The 18,099-nt window shown below is 71.5% G+C and carries 18 protein-coding genes; 17 read left to right on the top strand and 1 reads right to left on the bottom strand.

Annotated features, from left to right (window positions below):
* Positions 1–6: 6 nt before the first annotated feature.
* From ACY0MJ_RS01125 to ACY0MJ_RS01050, 16 genes are all read left to right on the top strand, one after another.
* Positions 7–783: a quinoprotein dehydrogenase-associated putative ABC transporter substrate-binding protein gene (locus tag ACY0MJ_RS01125; protein WP_462636416.1), complete on the top strand. Its 777-nt coding sequence runs from the start codon at positions 7–9 to the stop codon at positions 781–783.
* Positions 780–1,361 carry a c-type cytochrome gene (locus tag ACY0MJ_RS01120; protein WP_462636415.1) on the top strand — a complete coding sequence of 194 codons (582 nt, stop codon included), beginning with the start codon at positions 780–782 and terminating at the stop codon, positions 1,359–1,361. Before ACY0MJ_RS01125 ends, ACY0MJ_RS01120 begins: the two co-directional genes overlap by 4 nt.
* Complete coding sequence (gene coxB, locus ACY0MJ_RS01115) at positions 1,358–2,326, top strand: cytochrome c oxidase subunit II (RefSeq protein ID WP_462636414.1); 969 nt, start codon at positions 1,358–1,360, stop codon at positions 2,324–2,326. The genes ACY0MJ_RS01120 and coxB overlap by 4 nt, the downstream gene beginning before the upstream one ends.
* Complete coding sequence (gene ctaD, locus ACY0MJ_RS01110) at positions 2,323–4,284, top strand: cytochrome c oxidase subunit I (protein WP_462636413.1); 1,962 nt, start codon at positions 2,323–2,325, stop codon at positions 4,282–4,284. The genes coxB and ctaD overlap by 4 nt, the downstream gene beginning before the upstream one ends.
* Positions 4,281–4,901, top strand: a complete 621-nt coding sequence (locus ACY0MJ_RS01105) for a cytochrome c oxidase subunit 3 (RefSeq protein ID WP_462636412.1) — start codon at positions 4,281–4,283, stop codon at positions 4,899–4,901. The genes ctaD and ACY0MJ_RS01105 overlap by 4 nt, the downstream gene beginning before the upstream one ends.
* Positions 4,898–5,245 (top strand): hypothetical protein, encoded by a 348-nt coding sequence (locus ACY0MJ_RS01100; RefSeq protein WP_462636411.1) that lies wholly within the window; start codon positions 4,898–4,900, stop codon positions 5,243–5,245. The genes ACY0MJ_RS01105 and ACY0MJ_RS01100 overlap by 4 nt, the downstream gene beginning before the upstream one ends.
* Positions 5,230–6,108, top strand: coding sequence for a cytochrome c oxidase assembly protein (locus ACY0MJ_RS01095; RefSeq protein ID WP_462636410.1), 879 nt, complete (start codon positions 5,230–5,232; stop codon positions 6,106–6,108). Before ACY0MJ_RS01100 ends, ACY0MJ_RS01095 begins: the two co-directional genes overlap by 16 nt.
* Positions 6,109–6,126: 18 nt before the next feature.
* Positions 6,127–6,480: a YciI family protein gene (locus ACY0MJ_RS01090; RefSeq protein WP_462636409.1), complete on the top strand. Its 354-nt coding sequence runs from the start codon at positions 6,127–6,129 to the stop codon at positions 6,478–6,480.
* Positions 6,481–6,587: 107 nt separating this feature from the next.
* The gene (locus tag ACY0MJ_RS01085) at positions 6,588–7,010 is read left to right on the top strand and encodes a YciI family protein (protein ID WP_462636408.1); all 423 of its coding nucleotides are present in this window, start codon (positions 6,588–6,590) and stop codon (positions 7,008–7,010) included.
* A gap of 10 nt (positions 7,011–7,020) precedes the next feature.
* Positions 7,021–7,431, top strand: coding sequence for a VOC family protein (locus ACY0MJ_RS01080; RefSeq protein ID WP_462636407.1), 411 nt, complete (start codon positions 7,021–7,023; stop codon positions 7,429–7,431).
* Between the two features lie 10 nt (positions 7,432–7,441).
* A complete protein-coding gene (locus ACY0MJ_RS01075) occupies positions 7,442–8,725 on the top strand; it encodes an RNA polymerase sigma factor (RefSeq protein ID WP_462636406.1) in 1,284 nt (427 codons plus the stop codon).
* Between the two features lie 79 nt (positions 8,726–8,804).
* Positions 8,805–10,058, top strand: a complete 1,254-nt coding sequence (locus ACY0MJ_RS01070) for a CHAT domain-containing protein (protein WP_462636405.1) — start codon at positions 8,805–8,807, stop codon at positions 10,056–10,058.
* Entirely contained in the window at positions 10,058–11,722 is a 1,665-nt protein-coding gene (locus ACY0MJ_RS01065; RefSeq protein WP_462636404.1) for a hypothetical protein, read from the top strand. The genes ACY0MJ_RS01070 and ACY0MJ_RS01065 overlap by 1 nt, the downstream gene beginning before the upstream one ends.
* 13 nt (positions 11,723–11,735) lie before the next feature.
* Positions 11,736–12,056, top strand: coding sequence for a GYD domain-containing protein (locus tag ACY0MJ_RS01060; RefSeq protein ID WP_462636403.1), 321 nt, complete (start codon positions 11,736–11,738; stop codon positions 12,054–12,056).
* An 8-nt stretch (positions 12,057–12,064) separates the two neighbouring features.
* Positions 12,065–14,212, top strand: coding sequence for a TCAD7 domain-containing protein (locus ACY0MJ_RS01055; protein ID WP_462636402.1), 2,148 nt, complete (start codon positions 12,065–12,067; stop codon positions 14,210–14,212).
* 16 nt (positions 14,213–14,228) lie between these two features.
* Positions 14,229–15,755: an esterase/lipase family protein gene (locus ACY0MJ_RS01050; RefSeq protein ID WP_462636401.1), complete on the top strand. Its 1,527-nt coding sequence runs from the start codon at positions 14,229–14,231 to the stop codon at positions 15,753–15,755.
* A gap of 3 nt (positions 15,756–15,758) precedes the next feature.
* On the opposite strand, the gene ACY0MJ_RS01045 is transcribed toward ACY0MJ_RS01050, so the two are convergent.
* Entirely contained in the window at positions 15,759–16,106 is a 348-nt protein-coding gene (locus ACY0MJ_RS01045) for a hypothetical protein (RefSeq protein WP_462636400.1), read from the bottom strand.
* Positions 16,107–16,398: 292 nt separating this feature from the next.
* On the opposite strand from ACY0MJ_RS01045, the gene ACY0MJ_RS01040 reads away from it, so the two are divergent.
* Positions 16,399–18,039: a hypothetical protein gene (locus ACY0MJ_RS01040; RefSeq protein ID WP_462636399.1), complete on the top strand. Its 1,641-nt coding sequence runs from the start codon at positions 16,399–16,401 to the stop codon at positions 18,037–18,039.
* The last annotated feature ends 60 nt before the right edge of the window (positions 18,040–18,099 follow it).

Raw genomic sequence — 18,099 nt, 5'->3', positions numbered from 1 at the left:
CTCGCCTTGCTCCTGCTCCTTTGCGCCGCCGGCGCCGCCTCGGCGCAGCCACAGGCCCTGCGCGTGTGCGCCGACCCCGACAACCTGCCGTATTCGCACGAGGACGGCAGCGGCTTCGAGAACCGCATCGCGCAGCTCATCGCCGACGACTTCGGCCTGCCGCTGCAGTACGCGTGGCTGCCCGACCGGCGCGGCTTCGTGCGCAAGACCATGGGCGCGGGCCTGTGCGACCTGATCGTCGGCGTGCCGGTGGAATTCGAGCGCACGCTCAACACGCGACCCTACTACCGTTCCAGCTACATGCTGGTTGAGCCCGCCGGCGACGCCGCGCCGCCGCGCGACTTCGCCGACCCGCGCCTGCGCCGCTGGCGCATCGGCGTGCAGCTGGTGGGCGACGATTTCGCCACCACGCCGCCGGGCCATGCGCTCGCCGAATCGGGCGCGACCGACAACGTCGTCGGCTTCCCCATTCCCGGCGAGCAGCCGGCCGCCGAGCGCATCGTGCAGGCGCTGGCGCGCGGCGAGCTCGACGCGGCCTTCGTCTGGGGCCCGCAGGCGGGCTACTACGCGCAGCGCGCGAGCCGTCCGCTGCAGTTGCACTACGTGCCGCCGCCGGCCTGGCTGAAGAAGCAGCCCTTCTCCTTCGCGATCGCCATGGGCGTGCGCCGCGGCGACAAGGCCTTGCGCGACCGGCTCGACGACTTCATCGCGCGGCGGCGCGCCGACATCGCCCGCATCCTGGCCGAGTACGGCGTGCCGCGCCTGCCGGAGCCGGGGTCATGAACATCCTGCACGTCGTGCTGGCGCTGGCCGCGGTCGCGTCGCTGGCTGGCTGCGAACGGGAGGAGCGGCATTTCCGGGCCGAGCGCCTGAACACCGGTCCCAACGCCTCGGCCACGCGGCAAAGCCTCAACCAGCCGGCGATGGCGCTGGGCGGCTACGTGAAGCCGCCGGCCGCGAACATCAGCATGTACGACGACAACGCCTACGCCATCACGGAGGGCAAGCGGCTGTTCCGCTGGTACAACTGCAGCGGCTGCCATGCCAACGGCGGCGGCGGCATGGGACCGGCGCTGATGGACAGCAAGTGGGTCTACGGCAGCGACCCGGCCAGCCTGTTCGAGACCATCACACAGGGCCGGCCCAACGGCATGCCTTCCTTCGGGGGCCACATCCCCGACGACCAGGTGTGGAAGCTCGTGGCCTACGTGCGCGCCATGGGCGGCGCCGTGCGCAGCGACGTGGCCCCATCGCGCCCCGATTCGCTCTATCCCGGCAAGCCGGAGAACTTCCGCTCGCCGCAGCCGGCGATCGGCAAGGGGACGTCGGAGTCCGAGACGACCTGGGAGCCGCGGCGATGAACCCCGGACTGCACGACGCGCTGAACGCGATGGGGCCGCAGGCGGGCCACGTCGCCCAGCTGTGGAACGTCTTCCTGTGGATCTGCGGGATCGTGTACCTGCTCGTGCTGGCCACGCTCGCGTACGCCCTCTGGCGGGCGCCGCGCATCCGCGAGCAGGAAGCGGCGGACCTGAGCACCGTCAACCGCATCGAACCCGGCCCACGCCGGTACGTCACGATCGCGATCTCGGCCACCATCGTGCTGCTGCTCGTGCTGCTGGGCGCCAGCGTCTTCACCGACCGCGCGCTCGCGCGCCTGCCGCTGAAGGGCGCGCTCAACATCGAGGTCACGGCCAACCAGTGGTGGTGGTCGGTGAAGTACATGGAGGGGCCGGTCTCGGAGACCTTCGTCACGGCCAACGAGATCCACGTGCCGGTCGGCCGGCCGGTGCTGGTGCGGCTGAAGGCCACCGACGTGATCCACAGCTTCTGGGTGCCCAGCCTCACCGGCAAGCGCGACCTCATCCCGGGCCGCACGGCGACCATCGCGTTCCGCGCGGACCAGCCCGGCATCTACCGCGGCCAGTGCGCGGAGTTCTGCGGCTTCCAGCACGCGTTCATGGCCTTCGAGGTGCACGCGCAGCCGCCGGCCGAGTTCGAGGCCTGGCGCCGGGCGCAGCTCGTCCCGCCGCCGCCGCCCACCGATGCGCTCGCGCTGCGCGGCCAGTCCCTGTTCCAGTCGGTCCAGTGCGCGATGTGCCACGCCGTGCAGGGCACGATCGCCCAGAGCCACAACGCGCCCGACCTCACGCACCTGGCCAGCCGGCGCACCATCGCCGCCGGCACGCTGCCCAACACGCCGGAGAACCTGGCCAGCTGGATCGCCGACCCGCACAAGCACAAGCCCGGCGTGAACATGCCGGCCAACCCGATGTCGAGCGAGGACCTCGCCGCCCTCGTGGCCTACCTGGGAACGCTCAAATGAACCACGGCCCGCTGGGCGAGAAACCCGATCCGGTGAAAGGCCGGACCAAGGACGGCCTGAATGGCGGCGAGCTGGTCGCGCGCCTGCTGGACGACACCTGGCGCGACCCGCCCGGCTTCTTCGGCTGGTTCTGCGCGATCAACCACAAGACCATCGCCAAGCGCTTCATGGTCACCTGCCTCGTGTTCCTGGCGCTCGGCGGCATCCTGGCCGCGATGATGCGCATGCAGCTGTCGCGCCCCGGGAACACGCTGATGGGCCCGGACCTCTACAACCAGGTCTTCTCCATGCACGGCACGAACATGATGTTCCTGTTCGCCGTGCCGGTGATGCAGGCGGTGGCCATCTACCTGATCCCGCTGATGATCGGGGCGCGCAGCGTGGCCTTCCCGCGCATGAACGCGTACGCGTACTGGATGCTCCTGTTCGGCGGCGCGACGATCTGGCTCGCGTTCTTCTTCAACACCGGGCCGGAGAACGGCTGGTTCAACTACGTGCCGCTCTCCGGTCCCGCCTACAGCGCCGGCAAGCGCAGCGACTTCTGGGCCCAGATGATCACCTTCACCGAGGTCTCGGCGCTGCTGGAGGCGGTGGTGATCATCTGCACCGTCTTCAAGATGCGGGCGCCGGGCATGACGCTCAACCGGATCCCGCTGTTCGTCTGGGCGATGCTGGTGACCGCCTTCACCATCATGTTCGCGATGCCGGCGGTGGCGACCGCGAGCGCCATGCTGATCTCCGACCGGCTGGTGGCCACGCACTTCTTCAACCCGGGCGAGGGCGGCGACGTGCTGCTGTGGCAGCACCTGTTCTGGTTCTTCGGCCACCCGGAGGTCTACCTGATCTTCATGCCGGGCCTGGGCTTCATGTCGGCCATCATCCCGACCTTCGCGCGCCGCCCGATGTTCGGCTACACGGCGATGGTGCTGTCCATCATCGCCACGGGCTTCCTCTCCTTCGGCCTGTGGGTGCACCACATGTTCGCCACCAACGTGCCGGAGCTCGGGAAGACCTTCTTCACGGCCGCCAGCATGCTGATCGCCATCCCCACCGCCACGCAGATCTTCTGCTGGATCGCGACGCTGTGGACCGGCCGGCTGAACTTCAAGGTGCCGCTGCTGTACGCGCTGTCCTTCTTCTTCATCCTGATCGTCGGCGGCATGACGGGCCTGATGCTGGCATCGGTGTCGCTCGACTCGCAGGTGCACGACAGCTACTTCGTCGTCGCGCACCTGCACTACGTGCTCCTGGGCGGCGCCGTCTTCCCGCTGTTCGGCGCCTTCTACTACTGGTTCCCGAAGTTCACCGGCCGCATGATGTCCGAGCACCTGGGCCGCTGGAGCTTCTGGCTCATGTTCATCGGCTTCAACGTCACCTTCTTCCCCATGCACATCCTGGGCCTGGAAGGCATGCCGCGCCGCGTGTACACCTACCCGGCGGAGATGGGCTGGGGCTCGCTGAACCTGCTCGCGAGCGTGGGCGCGTTCACGCTCGCGACGGGCTTCCTGCTGTCGCTGGTGAACGCGGTGCTCAGCGCCCGCCGCGGTGCCCTGGCCGGGCCGGACCCCTGGGGCGCCGGCACGCTCGAATGGGTGGCCGAATCGCCGCCGCGCGTGTGCAACTTCCCGGCGATCCCGGTGGTGCACGGGCGCGACCCGCTCTGGCAGGGCGTGCCCGAAGGGCAGCCGGACCACGTTGCCGGGCTGGCGGCCGACGTGCGCGAGGTGCTGTCCACGACTGTGGCCGACGCCCGGCCGGACAGCCGCATGATGTTCCCCGAGCCGACGCCCTGGCCCTTCCTCGCCGCCGTGGCGACGACGATCTTCTTCATCGCCTCCATCTTCACGCCCTGGGCGATCGTCTGGGGCATGGTGCTGGTGGCGGCCGTCCTCGTCGTGTGGTTCTGGCCCTCGCGGAAGGAGGCGGCCGAGGAGCTCGCCCTGGAGAAGATCCCATGAACCAGGCGTTCGTCCGCGGCAAGGCGCTCGACGTCTCCGGGCTGCCCACGGTGGTGTTCGGGCACCGCAGCCTGATGTGGTGGGGCACGCTGTGGCTGATGGCCATCGAGGGCACGGTGTTCGCGCTCGCGATCCTGTGCTACTTCTACCTGCGCAGCCACCAGGAGACCTGGCCGCTCACCTCGCTGCCGCCCGACCTGCTGTGGGGCACCGTGAACACGGTGGTGATGCTGGTGAGCTTCCTGCCCGCCCACCTCGCCAAGCAGTCCGCGGAGCGCATGGACCTGCAACGGGTGCGGGTCTGGCTGATCGTCAGCGCGCTCTTCGGCGTCGCCTTCTGCGTGATCCGCATCTTCGAGTTCGCGACGCTCAACGTGCGGTGGGACAGCAACGCCTACGGCTCGGTGGTCTGGATGCTGCTGGTGCTGCACACCACGCACATCCTCACCGACTTGGTGGACACGGTGGTCCTCTCCCTGCTGTTCTTCACCGGCCCGCTGGACGGCAAGCGCTACGTGGACGTGAGCGAGAACTCCTTCTACTGGTACTTCGTGGTGGCGGCCTGGATCCCGATCTACCTGGTCATCTACTGGGGCGCACGGACGGTGGGGACATGAAGAAGAGCGGCTTCGCGCTGGTGCTCGCACCGACCATCGCGCTGGCGACGCAGAGCGTGCTGTACGCGCTGGTCACGCCCTCTTGCAGCGCGCAGGTGCGGCTCGACATCCACCTCGTGGCCGCGGTGGCCCTGGTGGTCGTGGTGGTGCTGGCCGTGCTGGCCTTCTCCGAATCGTCGCTGCGCCGGCGCGAGCCGGCCTCGCCCGACAACGACGAGGCCGTCCCGCCGGTGCCGGCCCGCTTCTTCGGCGACGTGGCCACGGCCGTCGCCGCGATCGCCGCGCTGGTGATCCTCGCCATGTGGTTCACGACCTGGGTGCTGTCGCCTTGCAGTCCCTTCTGACGATCCTGCTGCTGGCCCTGCCGCTGGCCGCCTCGGCGCACGTCGTCGAACCGGGAACGCCGCACGCCTGGAGCTGGAACCTCGCGCCCTGGCTGCTGGCCTTGCTGGCGGCCTCGGCCGCCGCCTATGCGCTCGGCCTGCGGCGGCTGTGGCGCAACGCGGGCGGCGGCCGCGGGATCGCGAGGCACCAGGCCTGGGCCTTCGCCGCCGGGTGGCTGGCGCTCGTCGTCGCCCTGGTGTCGCCGGTGGACACGCTGGGCGGCCACCTCTTCTCCATGCACATGGTGCAGCACGAGCTGCTGATGGTGGTGGCGGCGCCGCTGCTGGTGATCGGCCGTCCGCTCGCGACCTGGACCTGGGCGCTCTCGCCGGCGCAACGCCGCGCGGTCGGGCGGCTGGTCCAGGGGCGCGCCTTCAGCGGCGTGTGGTCCATGCTGACGGACCCGCTCATGGCCTGGACACTGCACGCCGCCGCGCTGTGGGGCTGGCACCTGCCCGCCGCCTTCGACGCGGCGCTGCGCAACGAGGGCTGGCACATCGCGCAGCACGCGTCCTTCTTCGTCACCGCGCTGTTCTTCTGGTGGGCCGTGCTGGGGCACGACCCGCGCGGCCGCTACGGGCCGGGGCATTCCACCGCCTACCTGTTCACCACCATGATGTACACGGGCGCGCTCGGCGCCTTGCTGAGCCTCGCGCCCACGCCCTGGTACACGCCTTACATCGCGACCACCACCGCGCTGGGCCTGGATCCGGTGCAGGACCAGCAGGTGGGCGGCCTTGTGATGTGGGTGCCGGCGGGGCTGGCCTACGTGATCGCGGCGCTGGCGGTGATCGGCCGGATGCTCTCGCGCGCCCGGGCCTGAGCCCCTATCATCCGGCGCATGGCCTACATGCTCCTGATCGTCGAAGACCCGGCCCAGCGCGCAACCCGCTCGCGCGAGGAAGGCGAGGCCGTCTACCAGCGCATGGTGGATTTCGCCGAGGGCCTGAAGAAGCAGGACAAGCTGCTGGCCGTGGAATCGCTCGCCTCGCAGCAGTCGGCCGCCCGCGTGAAGGTGCGCGGCGGCCAGGCGCAGGTGCTGGACGGCCCGTTCGCAGAAGCCAAGGAGATGGTCGGCGGCTTCTTCCTGCTGGACTGCCGCACGCGCGAGGAAGCGCTCGCGATCGCGCGGGCCTGCCCGGCGGCCGAGTGGGCAACGGTCGAGGTGCGCGAGACCGCGCCTTGCTACTTCTAAGGGTTTTTCCGGAGCCGCGGGATGTCGATTCCGCGCGTCCCGCTTCGTCGTTGCGGTGAAGGCGGCGAATAAAAAGCGCCGCTTCGCCACCCGCCGAGGAGCAACCCATGCGTTTCATGATCATCGTCAAGGCCACGTCCGACTCGGAGGCCGGCCGCTTTCCCGACAACCCCGAGCCGCTGTTCGCGGCCATGGCCGCCTACCACGAGGAACTGGCGCGCGCCGGCGTGCTGCTGGACGCCTCGGGCCTGCAACCGAGCAGCAAGGGCTGGCGCGTGCAGTACGAGGGCGGCAAGCGCAGCATCGTCGACGGGCCCTTCACCGAGAGCAAGGAGCTGATCGCCGGCTACACGCTGATCCAGACGCGCACGCGCGACGAGGCGGTCGAATGGTCGCGGCGCTTCCCCAACCCGATCGGCGAGGGCGTGCCCTGCCACGTCGAGGTGCGGCAGCTGTACGAGATGGAAGACTTCGACGGCCTGCTGAAGCAGGAGACCGCCGACCGCTTCCGCGCCATGGACATCAAGTAGGGAGCGCGCGATGGCCCGCAAGATCTTCGTCAACCTGCCCATCAAGGACATGGCGCGCTCGCAAGCCTTCTTCCGCGCGGTCGGCTTCTCCTTCAACCCGCAGTTCACCAACGAGCAGGGCGCCTGCATGGTGATCTCGGAGGACATCTACGCGATGCTGCTGGTGGAGCCCTTCTTCCAGACCTTCACCAAGAAGCCCGTCGCCGACGCGAGGAAGTCCACCGAGGTGCTGGTCTGCCTGTCCTGCGACAGCCGCGAGGAGGTGGACGCGCTGGTGAAGAAGGCGCTGGCGGCCGGCGGCACCGCGCCCAACGCGCCGCAGGACCACGGCTTCATGTACGGCCACGGCTTCGAGGACCTGGACGGCCACGTCTGGGAGCTGATGTGGATGGACCCGGCCGCCGTGCAGCCGCAGGCCTGAGCGCACGCCCATGCACTCGGCCACGCACCAGGCCATCGCCGCCGCCTGGCGCATCGACGCGGCGCGCATCGTCGCCGTCGTCGCCCGCATGGTGCGCGACGTCGGCGTCGCCGAGGAGCTCGCCCAGGACGCCCTGGTCGCGGCCCTGGAGCACTGGCCGCGCGAAGGCATCCCCGACAAGCCGGCGGCCTGGCTGATGACCACCGCCAAACGTCGCGCGCTGGACTGGCTGCGGCGCGGGAAACTGCAGGGCGCGAAGCTGGACGAGGTCGCGAGCGACCTGGAAGCGCAGGAGGCGCTGGTCGTGCCCGACTTCGTCGACGCGCTCGACGCGGCGCGGCAGGACGACATCGGCGACGACCTGCTGCGCCTGATCTTCACGGCCTGCCATCCGGTGCTGTCGACCGAGGCGCGCGTCGCGCTCACCCTGCGGCTGCTCGGCGGACTGACCACGCACGAGATCGCGCGCGCCTACCTCGTGCCGGAGCCGACGATCGCGCAGCGCATCGTGCGCGCCAAGCGCACGCTGGCCGACGCGAAGGTGCCCTACGAGGTGCCGCGCGGCGAGGAACTCGCGCGCCGGCTCGCGTCCGTGCTGGAGGTCGTGTACCTGATCTTCAACGAGGGCTACACGGCCACCGCCGGCGGCGACTGGATGCGGCCGGAGCTCGCGCAGGAAGCGCTGCGCCTGGGACGCATGCTGGCGGAGATCGCGCCGGCCGAGCCCGAGGTGCACGGGCTCGCGGCGCTGCTGGAGCTGCAGGCCTCGCGCATGGCCGCGCGCACGGACGCGGAGGGCCGGCCGATCCTCCTGGCTGACCAGGACCGCCGGCGCTGGGACCCGCTGCTGATCCGGCGCGGGCTGGCGGCGCTGGAGAAGGCGCAGGCGCTCGGCGGAAGCGAAGGCGTGTATGCCCTGCAGGCGGCGATCGCGGCCTGCCATGCGCGCGCGCGCAGCAGCGGCGAGACCGATTGGCACAAGATCGCCGCGCTGTACGGGACGCTGCAGCGCGTGGCGCCTTCTCCCGTCATCGAACTGAATCGCGCCGTGGCCGTCGCGATGGCCGAGGGGCCCGCCGCGGGGCTGGCGATCGTCGATCGGCTGCGTCAAGAGCCCGCGCTGCGGCGGTACCAGTGGCTGCCGAGCGTGCGCGGCGACCTGCTGGAGAAGCTGGGGCGGGCCGAGGAAGCGCGCGAGGCGTTCCTCGAAGCGGCCGGGCTGGCGGGGAATGCGCGCGAACGGGAGTTGCTGCTGGCGCGGGCGCAGCGCCAGCTGGACCGTCGTGATCGCTAGGAAATTCGCCTAACCCCTTGGAGTGATGTTCGGCGCCTGATGCGGTCCTGACAATCCCTGCACTTCCGCAGGAGGCGCCATGGCCGACGGGTTCTACGACTTCGATCTGGGCATCTGGAAAGAGGGGGACGTGTACAAGGCGGAGGTGCGCGGCTCGCCCGCGGGCACCTGTCCGCGCACCCCCTTCGACTGGCCGTTCAAGGAAGACCACCAGGACCTGCTGAAGGAGCTGGAGCTCGCCGTCATGCGCGCGCATGGCTACCGCGGCCCGCTCATGTCGCCGGACGAGGCCAAGCTGCGCGATTTCGGCGCGGCCGTCTTCGATGCCGTCTTCCGCGGCGCGCCCGAGATCCAGGACCGCTACACCGCGAGCCTCCGCACCGCCAAGCAGGACGGCCGCGCCCTGCGGCTGAAGCTGCGCGTGGATCCGCCGGAGCTGGCGGCGCTGCCCTGGGAATACGTCTACGACAAGGTGCGCTCCAAGGACTTCGTGTGCCTCGACGAAGACCAGCCGCTGGTGCGCTTCTTCGACAAGGAGGGCGCGCCCGCGCTGCCGGACGACCGGCCGCTGCGCGTGCTCGGCATCGTCGCGAATCCCAAGGGCGACCTCGACGCCGAGAAGGAGCGCCACCGCATCGGCCAGGTCTTCGCGAATGCGGTGAAGGAGGGCCACGAGCTGCGCTGGGTGCCGGGCCACACCATCGAGGCCCTGAAGGAGGCGCTGAGGCAGGGGCCCTGGGACGTCTTCCACTTCATCGGCCACGGCGGCACGGACATTGTGCAGGACCAGCAGGGCCAGCTGCACACGGTGGGCTACGTGCTGATGCAGGGCGACGGCGGCGAGGAGAAGGTCTACCCCTCCGAGCTGTCGCGGATGCTGCGCATGGGCAAGGTGCAGCTCGCCGTGCTGAACTGCTGCGACAGCGGGCGCGGCTCGGTCTCCGCGCTCGGCGCGACGCTGGTGCAGGCCACCGTGCCGCTGGCCGTCGCCATGCAGTTCCCGATCAGCGACGACCTGGCGCTGGAGTTCTCCGAGGGCTTCTACCGCGCGCTCCTGGGCGGCGTCTCCGTCGAGCGTGCGCTCGCCCTCGCGCGCACCGCGATGTACGGGAGCTCCACGCTCGAATGGGGCATCCCCGTCCTGTTCACGCGCGTCGCGCCGACGGTCATCTTCAAGACGCCGAGCGTCCCCGGCGCGCCGCAGGTGCTGACGGTCCGGCCGCCCGCCGCCGCGCCGGCGGCCATCGATCCGCCCGCGCCCGCGCCCGCCCCTGTCGCGCCGCCGCCGCTCACGGAGGCCGAGCGCGAATTCCGCCGCCTGTGGAGGCTCTGATGAACGACTTCTGGATCGACCTGGGCGTCGCCGGCGTCTTCACGTCCGTGCTGGCCGCCTTCGGCTTCAACCGGCCTTCCTGGCTGCGCACCTACACGACCGCGGCGCGCTACTACGACGCGATGCTGGTCCACGTCTTCCTCTACCTTCTGGCGATGCTGCTGGTCGCGATCCCGGTCTACGGGCTGCGGCACTGGGTCGAGATGGAGAACGCCGCCGGCCTCGCGGTGGCCTGCGGATTCCTCTTCGCCCTGGTCGTGCGCATGGTGCCCGCCAGCGCGCGCTGGATGCACCTGCGCACGCAGCGCCTGGCCGGCGTGCCCGGCACGGGCCGCGTGTTCGCGGCGGCGCTGGCCGAGGAAGACCTGCGGCCCTCCGCCGCCATCGAGGAGGAGATCGCCGCCACGCTGCTCACGCGCGGGATCGACCTGCGGCGGGACTGGCTGCCGCCGGTGCAGCCGGTGCACGCGGCCCTGCGGCAGGCGACCGGCCTGTTCCTGCAGATGCGCAGCTGGGAACACGGCCGGTACGCGCGCTTCCTGGCGGAGGCCCGCAACGACTTCGATGCGCTGCGGCAGCAATTCGACCGCCTCTCGCTGCGCGTCGCCGCGGCGCTGAACAACATCGACAAGGTCGGCAAGCTCCACTACCTCGCCTCGCAGGGCGGGACCGCGCAGGCCCTGCTGCCGGACGGGGCGGACACGCTGGTCCGGGCCGTGGTGGACAACACGGCGCGCGACCTGCGCGAGGACCTGCGGCAGTTCCATCGCGATGCCTGTCTCTTCGCGGTGCGCGGCGTCATGGCGACGCACTGGACGCGCCGGGGCCGCCGGGCGGCGCTCCAGGGCCTCGGCTTCGGGAACGCCGAGCAGGAGCCGCGGCGCGGCTACGGCATGGCGGTGTTCCAGAGCCTGCTGCTGTTCTTCTTCGCCTGCTGGGGCTATGTCGCGATGGGCGCGGGCAGCCCCGCGGGGGCGGGGAAGCTCGGCGAAGGCGGCACCATCCTGCTGTCCACGGTGCTCCTCTTCGCGAGCATCACGATGGCGGTCTACCCGAAACACCGCTGGGCCTTCGCCAGCGCGGGCCTGCGGCGCCGGACGCCCAAGGCGTTCGTGCTGGCGGCGGGGCTCGCGGTCGTGCCCGTGGCCTGCGTGCTCGCCCTGGCCGTGGGCGGGCTCCTCGTCGGCGGCCGTGACGGCCACCTCGTCGGCCTGCGCGAGGCGATCGTGATGCTTCCCTCCGTCGCGCTCACGACGTCCGTCACCGCGTGGCTGGTCCAGGACCATCGATGGGGCAGCGCCCGCGAGTGGCGCAAGCGCTGCGACGACGCGCTGGTGTTCGGCTGCGCATGGATGGCGGGCACCCTGGCCTGGGCCGCGATGCGCGACTCGCCGGCCGTCGCGCAGTGGTCGCAGCTGCCGCTGCTGCCCTTCGGGCGGGTGGAGACGGTCCATGCCGTCCTGTTCGCCCTGCTCGCCGGCGCCATGCTGGGTTTCGCCGTGCCGCACCTGGCCCGCACGCCCGCGCCCAGGGCGACCCGCAGCACGGCTCCGGAGGAGCGCGAGCGGCTCCTGGCCGAAGTGGCACGCATCGAAGCCGGTTTCCCGGACAGCGGCTATGTCCCGCCGATCGCGGTGCGCCCGGCTGTCAGCGCATCCGCCTGAACGAGGAGGCCCCATGTCCGCCTACATGCACCAGTTCAAGTACAAGGACGACGGGATCCGCGGGATCCTGGGCGGCGAGGACCCCGTGGATCGCGAGGTGTTCCTGCGCAGGGCCGCGGAAGTGTTCGGCGGCCGCCTGCTCTCGTTTTATTTCTGCTTCGGCCCGTACGACGGGGTCGCGATCAGCGAATTCCCGGACGACGTGAAGGCCTTCGCCTGCCTGGCCGCGGTCTTCGGCCAGGGGCGGGTGCAGACGATCCAGACCACGAAGCTGATCTCGGCGGCCGAGGGCGCCGCCGGCTTCCGGCTGGCGCAGGAGAAGCTCGGCAAGTAGGCGCGGCGATGAACATCCAGCTGCTCTCGCCCGTCCTCCTGGACGCGGAGATGCCGGCGGGCGAGGTGCTCCGCCGCTTCGCCGCCCACGGCCTCTGGCTCGATCCCTCGCACGAGGCCGTGCGCGCGCGCGTCGAACCGCTCGCGGCGAAGCTGAAGCTGCGGCCCGCGGAGGTGCTGCCGCGACTGGCCCGTCCCGTCGACAGGCACGCCGCGGCGATCCGCCGGCAATGGGGCACGCGCATCCTCTGGTACGCGCGGCCCGCGGCGGAGGTGCTCCACCTCTGCGCGCAGGCGCCCGCGGGGCAGCGGCTGCTCGATGTGCTGAACCTGGACGAGGCGGACAGCGTTCCCGCGCTGCCGCTGGACGAGGCGAGCGGGCAGCCGCTGCGCACGAGCGTGCTGCTCGATGCCGGCTGGCCGGCGCGGGTCGCCATCGAACCGCCCAGGCCCAGGATGTCCGGCGGGGAGACGGTACGGGGCGCTGCCGCCCTGGTCGCACCCGCGGCTGCGGCCGCGATCCGACGGACCGAGCCCGGCGCGCCGGCGAAGGACTTGCTGTTGTGGCCGCGCCTGGATGCGCCGGAGCTCGCGACCGCGGGCGAGGCGTTCGAGGTCGTCGTGGGCTTCGGCTTCGCAGCGCAGGCCGGCGTCGCGGGCGCACAGGCGCGCCTGCCGGTGGAGGAGGGACAGGAATGGCTGGACGTCGGCGTCGAACTGACGGCCAGCGAGGCGATCGAAGCGCCCGAGGGCTGGCAGCGCCAGCTGCGCGTCGAGGTCGCACGTCCCGCGCAGGCGACGGTCCGCTTCCGCCTGGTCGGACGGCCGCCCCGGAACGCGGAGCAGATCGCGCTCACGATGCTCGAGGTCCGCTACGTGATGCACGGCACGGTGTGCGGCACGGCGATGCGGCCGCTGGCGATCGTCGCAGCGGGACGCCCCGCGTTTTCCGGCGGCGGCCCCGGCGAGCCGTGGAGTGCACATCCCCTGGGCGGGGCGCCCGTGCAGCTGAAGCCCGACCCCGACGCTCCGGACCTCACGCTGGAAATCCTCAAACCGGACCGCGATGCCAGCAACGGCAGCTTCGTGTGCCGGTTGTGCTCGCCGCATGCGCTGGCGACTCCGCTCGGTCCCTTCGACCTGGCGCTGGGACACGACGATGCGCGCAGCTTCGCGCGCCAGCTGGTCGACGACCTGCGCCTCGCTGCCGGGAGTCCCCTGCTCGACGCGACCCTGGAGTCCGTCGGCCGGCTCATCGGCGACCGCCTGCCGCCGGAGTTCTTCGCCGCGCTGCACGAGGTGGCCGGCAAGGTGGCGCCGCAGCCACCGGCCCTGCTGGTCGTCAGCGCCGAACCCTACGTTCCCTGGGAGCTGGCCTGGCTCGACCCGCCGCTGGACGCCGCGCGGCCCGCCTACCTCGGCGCCCAGGCGAACGTGGGCCGCTGGTTGCGCGAGCCCGCGCGAACGTCCTTGTCGCCGGCCCAGGGGCAGCGTCCGGCCCTGCACCCGAGGGCCCAGCTCGCGGTGAAGAACATGGCCGTCATGGCGGCCTGGTACAAGGCGGATGGGGGCATGCGCCGGCTGCCGATGGCGGAACACGAGGCGGATGCGCTCTCCCGCAAGTTCGCCGCCGTGCTGCTGCATGCGCGCGCGGAGGCGATGCAGCAATTGCTGCAAGGCCACCTGCGGGACCGGCCGGGGGCGATCGACGCGGTGCATTTCGCGGGCCACGGGAACTTCGATGCCACGCGGCCGGACGGCAGCACGCTCTATCTCGAGGACGGCGCCGCGGTCCAGTCGACGCTGTTCCGCAGCGCCCGGTACGGCGGGGCAGCGCAGCCGCTGATGTTCCTCAATGCCTGCATGGGCGGTGTCGGCGGCGACGTGCTCGGCGACATGGGCGGCTTCCCGGGGCATTCGCTGCGCGGCGGCTTCGGCGGCGTGGTGGGCGCGCTGTGGGAGATCGACGACGGGGTGGCGCACGACATCGCGATCGACTTCTGGACGCGCGCCTGGCCGGCGCAGCAGGCCGGGCAGGAGGTGGGCGCGATCCTGCGCGAATTGCGCGGCAGGTACCGCAGCGACACGCCCGTGCCGACCTACCTCTCCTACGTCTATTACGGCCACCCGCGCCTGAAGCTGCAGCGCGCGCAGTGAAGCATTGGAGATCGCCATGACCAGCCTCGACGGTTCCGCCCGCCTCGTCTCCCTCGGCCAGCCAGGCTATGCATTGCGCGCGCCGGGGCTCGTCGGCCAGGCCGACCTGCACCCGCCGACGTCACCCGGGGTCCGCGCCCTCGGCGGCGGCCTCGCGGCGGCCCTGCCCGCGCTCGATGCCGCGCTGGCCAACGCCGGCGTGCGGACGACGCGCGAGATCGACGTGCAACTGCAGCCGGCCGCCGGTGCGGCGGGCGCCGCGCCCGTGCTGCGCAGCCTCGACCTGTCGCCGGCGCTCGAACTGGAAGTGCCGGACCCGGGAGCCGACCACGGGCAGGTCGTGCTCTCCATCGACGACGCCGGCGCGATCCGGTGGCACCTGCCGCTGCAGCCGCCATCTTCCGCGGAAGGCGGCGGCTCTCGCGGCCAGGGTGCCGTCCGCCGCTTCCGCATTCCCGCCACCCTGCCGCCGCCGCCGCCCGCGCAGGAGGGCCTGAAGCAGCGCAGCGTGCTCGGCTTCGCCGGGCGCCGGCTCCTGAAGGTGCTGGTCTATCCCTGGAGCGACGCGGTCACCGGCTGGGCGATCGATCGCCTGGTCTCCGGGTGGGAGGGGCAGAAGCGGCCGCACCGCGTGCGGCGCTTCACGCCCGAGGACTACACGGCGGCGGGGGGCGCCGAGCTGCAGGCGGCCGACATCGCGGCGATGGCGGCGGCCGGGCCGCTGCTGCTGTTCGTGCACGGCACCTTCAGCACGGCGCACGCGGCATTCGGCGCGTTGCCGCGCGACACGATGGCGGCGCTGTTCGAACGCTACGGCGGCCGCGTCATCGCCTTCGACCATCCCACGCTCTCCGCCACGCCGGTGGAGAACGCCCGCTGGCTGCTGCAGGCCATGCCGACGCAAGCGGTTCGGGCCGACATCGTGTGCCACAGCCGCGGCGGCCTCGTCTCGCGGTTGCTGGCCGAACGGCCCGCCGCGATGGGCCTGGGCGACGCGGCCCTCGAAGTCGGCAAGCTGGTCTTCGTCGCCGCGCCCAACGCCGGCACGCTGCTCGCCGAGCCGGACCACATGGTGGACATGATCGATCGCCTGACCACTGCGCTGGGCCTGCTGCCCAGCGCGGTCGCCAGCGAAACGCTGGAGGCGCTGGTGATCGTGGTGAAGGTGCTGGGCCGCGGCTTGCTCACGGGCCTGGAAGGCCTCGCCGCGATGCGGCCGGAGGGCGAGTTCCTGCGCGCTCTCAATGCGGGTGGCAGCGGAGCGTCAGCGTATTGCGCCGTCGCCGCCGACTACCACGCGACGGACCGCGGCCTGCGCGGACTGCTGTCCGGTGCGGCCGACAACGTGCTGGACCGGATCTTCCGCGATGCCGCGAACGACCTCGTGGTGCCCACCGAAGGCGTGCACGCGGCGAACGGCAGCGCGAACTTCCCCATCCCGCAGGAGCGGGTGCTCCTGCTGGGACCGCCCTCCAGCGCGATGCACACGACGCTGTTCGGCGAGGCCGCGGTGGGCGGGCGCTTGCTGGACTGGCTGCGCTGAGGCTCAGCGATACCGCGGATCCAGCGGGAACCGGTCGTACTGGTTCGACACGCCGTCGCGGTCGTCGTCGTACGACGGCGCCACGGCCACCACGCCGCCGTAAGGCACCACCGCGCCGTTCTGCTCAATGTAGATCGGCCGGTTGTACGCGTCGAGATAGACCGTGCGGCCCCAGGCATCGCGATAGCTGTTGTACTGCGCGAGCGGCACGCTCGCCTCGGCGACCGGCGCGTACGGCACGCCGAAGAGGCGGGAGATCGCGTTCCCCACGCTGTCGATCACGTCGGCCTGCGCGACGCCGCCGATGGCCAGTGCGCCCGCCGCGACGGCGGACAAGATGAACTTCTTCATGAGCTACTCCTGCGCGGAACCTTCCGCTTTCCGCCATTGCAGCGGGCTGCGGGGCCGATGGGCAGCGGCGCCGGGGCCGGCCGCTTGTGCGCGGATTCCCGCCCGTCTGTAGGCACCGCCGCCTGATCCCTGCCACGGCCCCACGGCCCGGCCGCTGTCCCGTCGTGTGCCACGCGGCCCGACGCGCGGACCCGGCGATTTCGACGGCGCGTGTCCGGCCGGTTCCTACGAACCCGCGTGCCCCATCCGCCGGAGCATCGCAGGCTCATCCCTGTTGCGAGGTCCGATCGTCATGCGTCCTGCTCGCCTGCTGTGTTTCCTGGCGGCCTGCCTGCTGCCCCTTGCCGCCCTGGCGGAGAAGCAGACCGTCTGCACGATCACGATCAACTCCGCCGACGAGAAGGAAACCTTCCGCCGCTTCCTGCCCGAGGACAAGTACCGCTTCGTCGAGCTCGTGGAGCGCGGCCGCCGCGACTGGCTGCAGTCGTCCTGCGAGGCGAAGGTGTCCTGCGACGTCCTCGTGATCTCGGGGCACCACGGCGAGGGCAACGTCTTCTTCTCCGACGCGCTGGACCGCAACGAGCACCTGCCGATCGACGAACTGGAGCGCGTCTCCTGCTCGGGCTCCTGCCCCAGCCTGTTCGCGAACCTCAAGGAGGTGTACCTGTTCGGCTGCAACACCATGAACCCGCAGGCGCAGCACACCATCTCCGGCGAGGTGGCGCGCAGCTACGCGCGCGAGGGCCACTCTGCCGACGAGGCGGCGCGGCTCGCGCGCCAGCTGGGCCAGCTGCGCGGCGAGAGCAGCCGCGACCGGATGCGGCTCCTGTTCAAGGATGTCCCCGTGATCTACGGATTCGCGTCCGTCGCGCCGCTCGGTCCCGTCGCCGGATCGGTCCTGAACCGCTACTTCCGCAGCGCCGGCAGTTCCGAGATCGCCAAGGGCCGCGCGAGCAGCGCATTGCTGCGGCAGTTCTCCGCGCACGACATGGTGGCGGCGCGCGGGATCGGCCAGGGCGACCCGCTCATGCCGCTGCGGCAGGACGTCTGCCGCTTCGCGGACGATCGCCTGTCGCCGGCGCAGCGGCTCGACGCCATCCATGCCATCCTGCAGAGGCCGGCGGCCGAATCGCGCCTGCTGCTGGACCGCTTCGAGCACTTCACCGACACGCTGACGGCCAGCGAGCGCGAGCGGCCCGACGTGGCACAGGCGTTCGAGCGCCTCGCCCGCGACGGCGATGCGCGCGAGCGCTATCTCGCCTTCGCGCGCGATGCCGACCAGCCCGTGACCCGCGCCCGCATGATCGAGGTCGCGCACGACCTGGGCTGGCTGTCCACGCAGCAGCGGCACGACGAGGTCGTGGCCTTGCTTGGGGACGTGGTTGCGCGCAAGGAGGTCACCGGGCCCAACGTGGACCTGGCCTGCACGCTCAACGACAGCGGCGAGTTCGACGGGGCGCTGCCCCGCACGTCGGGCGAAGGGAGCACCGGGCACGCCGCCGTGCTCGCCTGCCTCGGCGACGCGCAGGCGCGCCACCGCGTGCTGGAGCGCCTCGCCAGCTCCTCCGACGCGGACGTGCAGATCGCGCAGGCCTACCTGCGGCACCGGCCGCTCGCGGATGCGGGCGAGCTGCGCGAGGTCACGCAGGCCATCGCGCGCATGAACGCGCCGGAGGCGCAGAGCCGGGCGCTGGACGTGCTGGCGCGGCACTATGTGTCCGACCGCGAGACGGTCGACACGCTGCGGCAGCTGTTCGCGAAAACCCGCTCGGGCACCGTGCAGAACGCGATCGCCGGCGTGCTGATCCGGGCCGACCGCAAGTCGGTCGCCTCCTCGGAGCTGCTGCACACGCTGCGTGAAAACCGGGTGAAGACGTCGCCCGGCGGCAACATGGTGGACGCGCTGATCCACCGTTTGCAGGAATCTTCCTGAGTTTCGGGCGCGCGCGGCGGCGCTGCCGCGCCGCGCGTGGCACAGCCGTGGCGCTGTGGA

It is taken from the genome of Ramlibacter sp. bp-362, from assembly GCF_054956735.1.
This window is presented reverse-complemented; position numbering and strand designations above follow the sequence as displayed.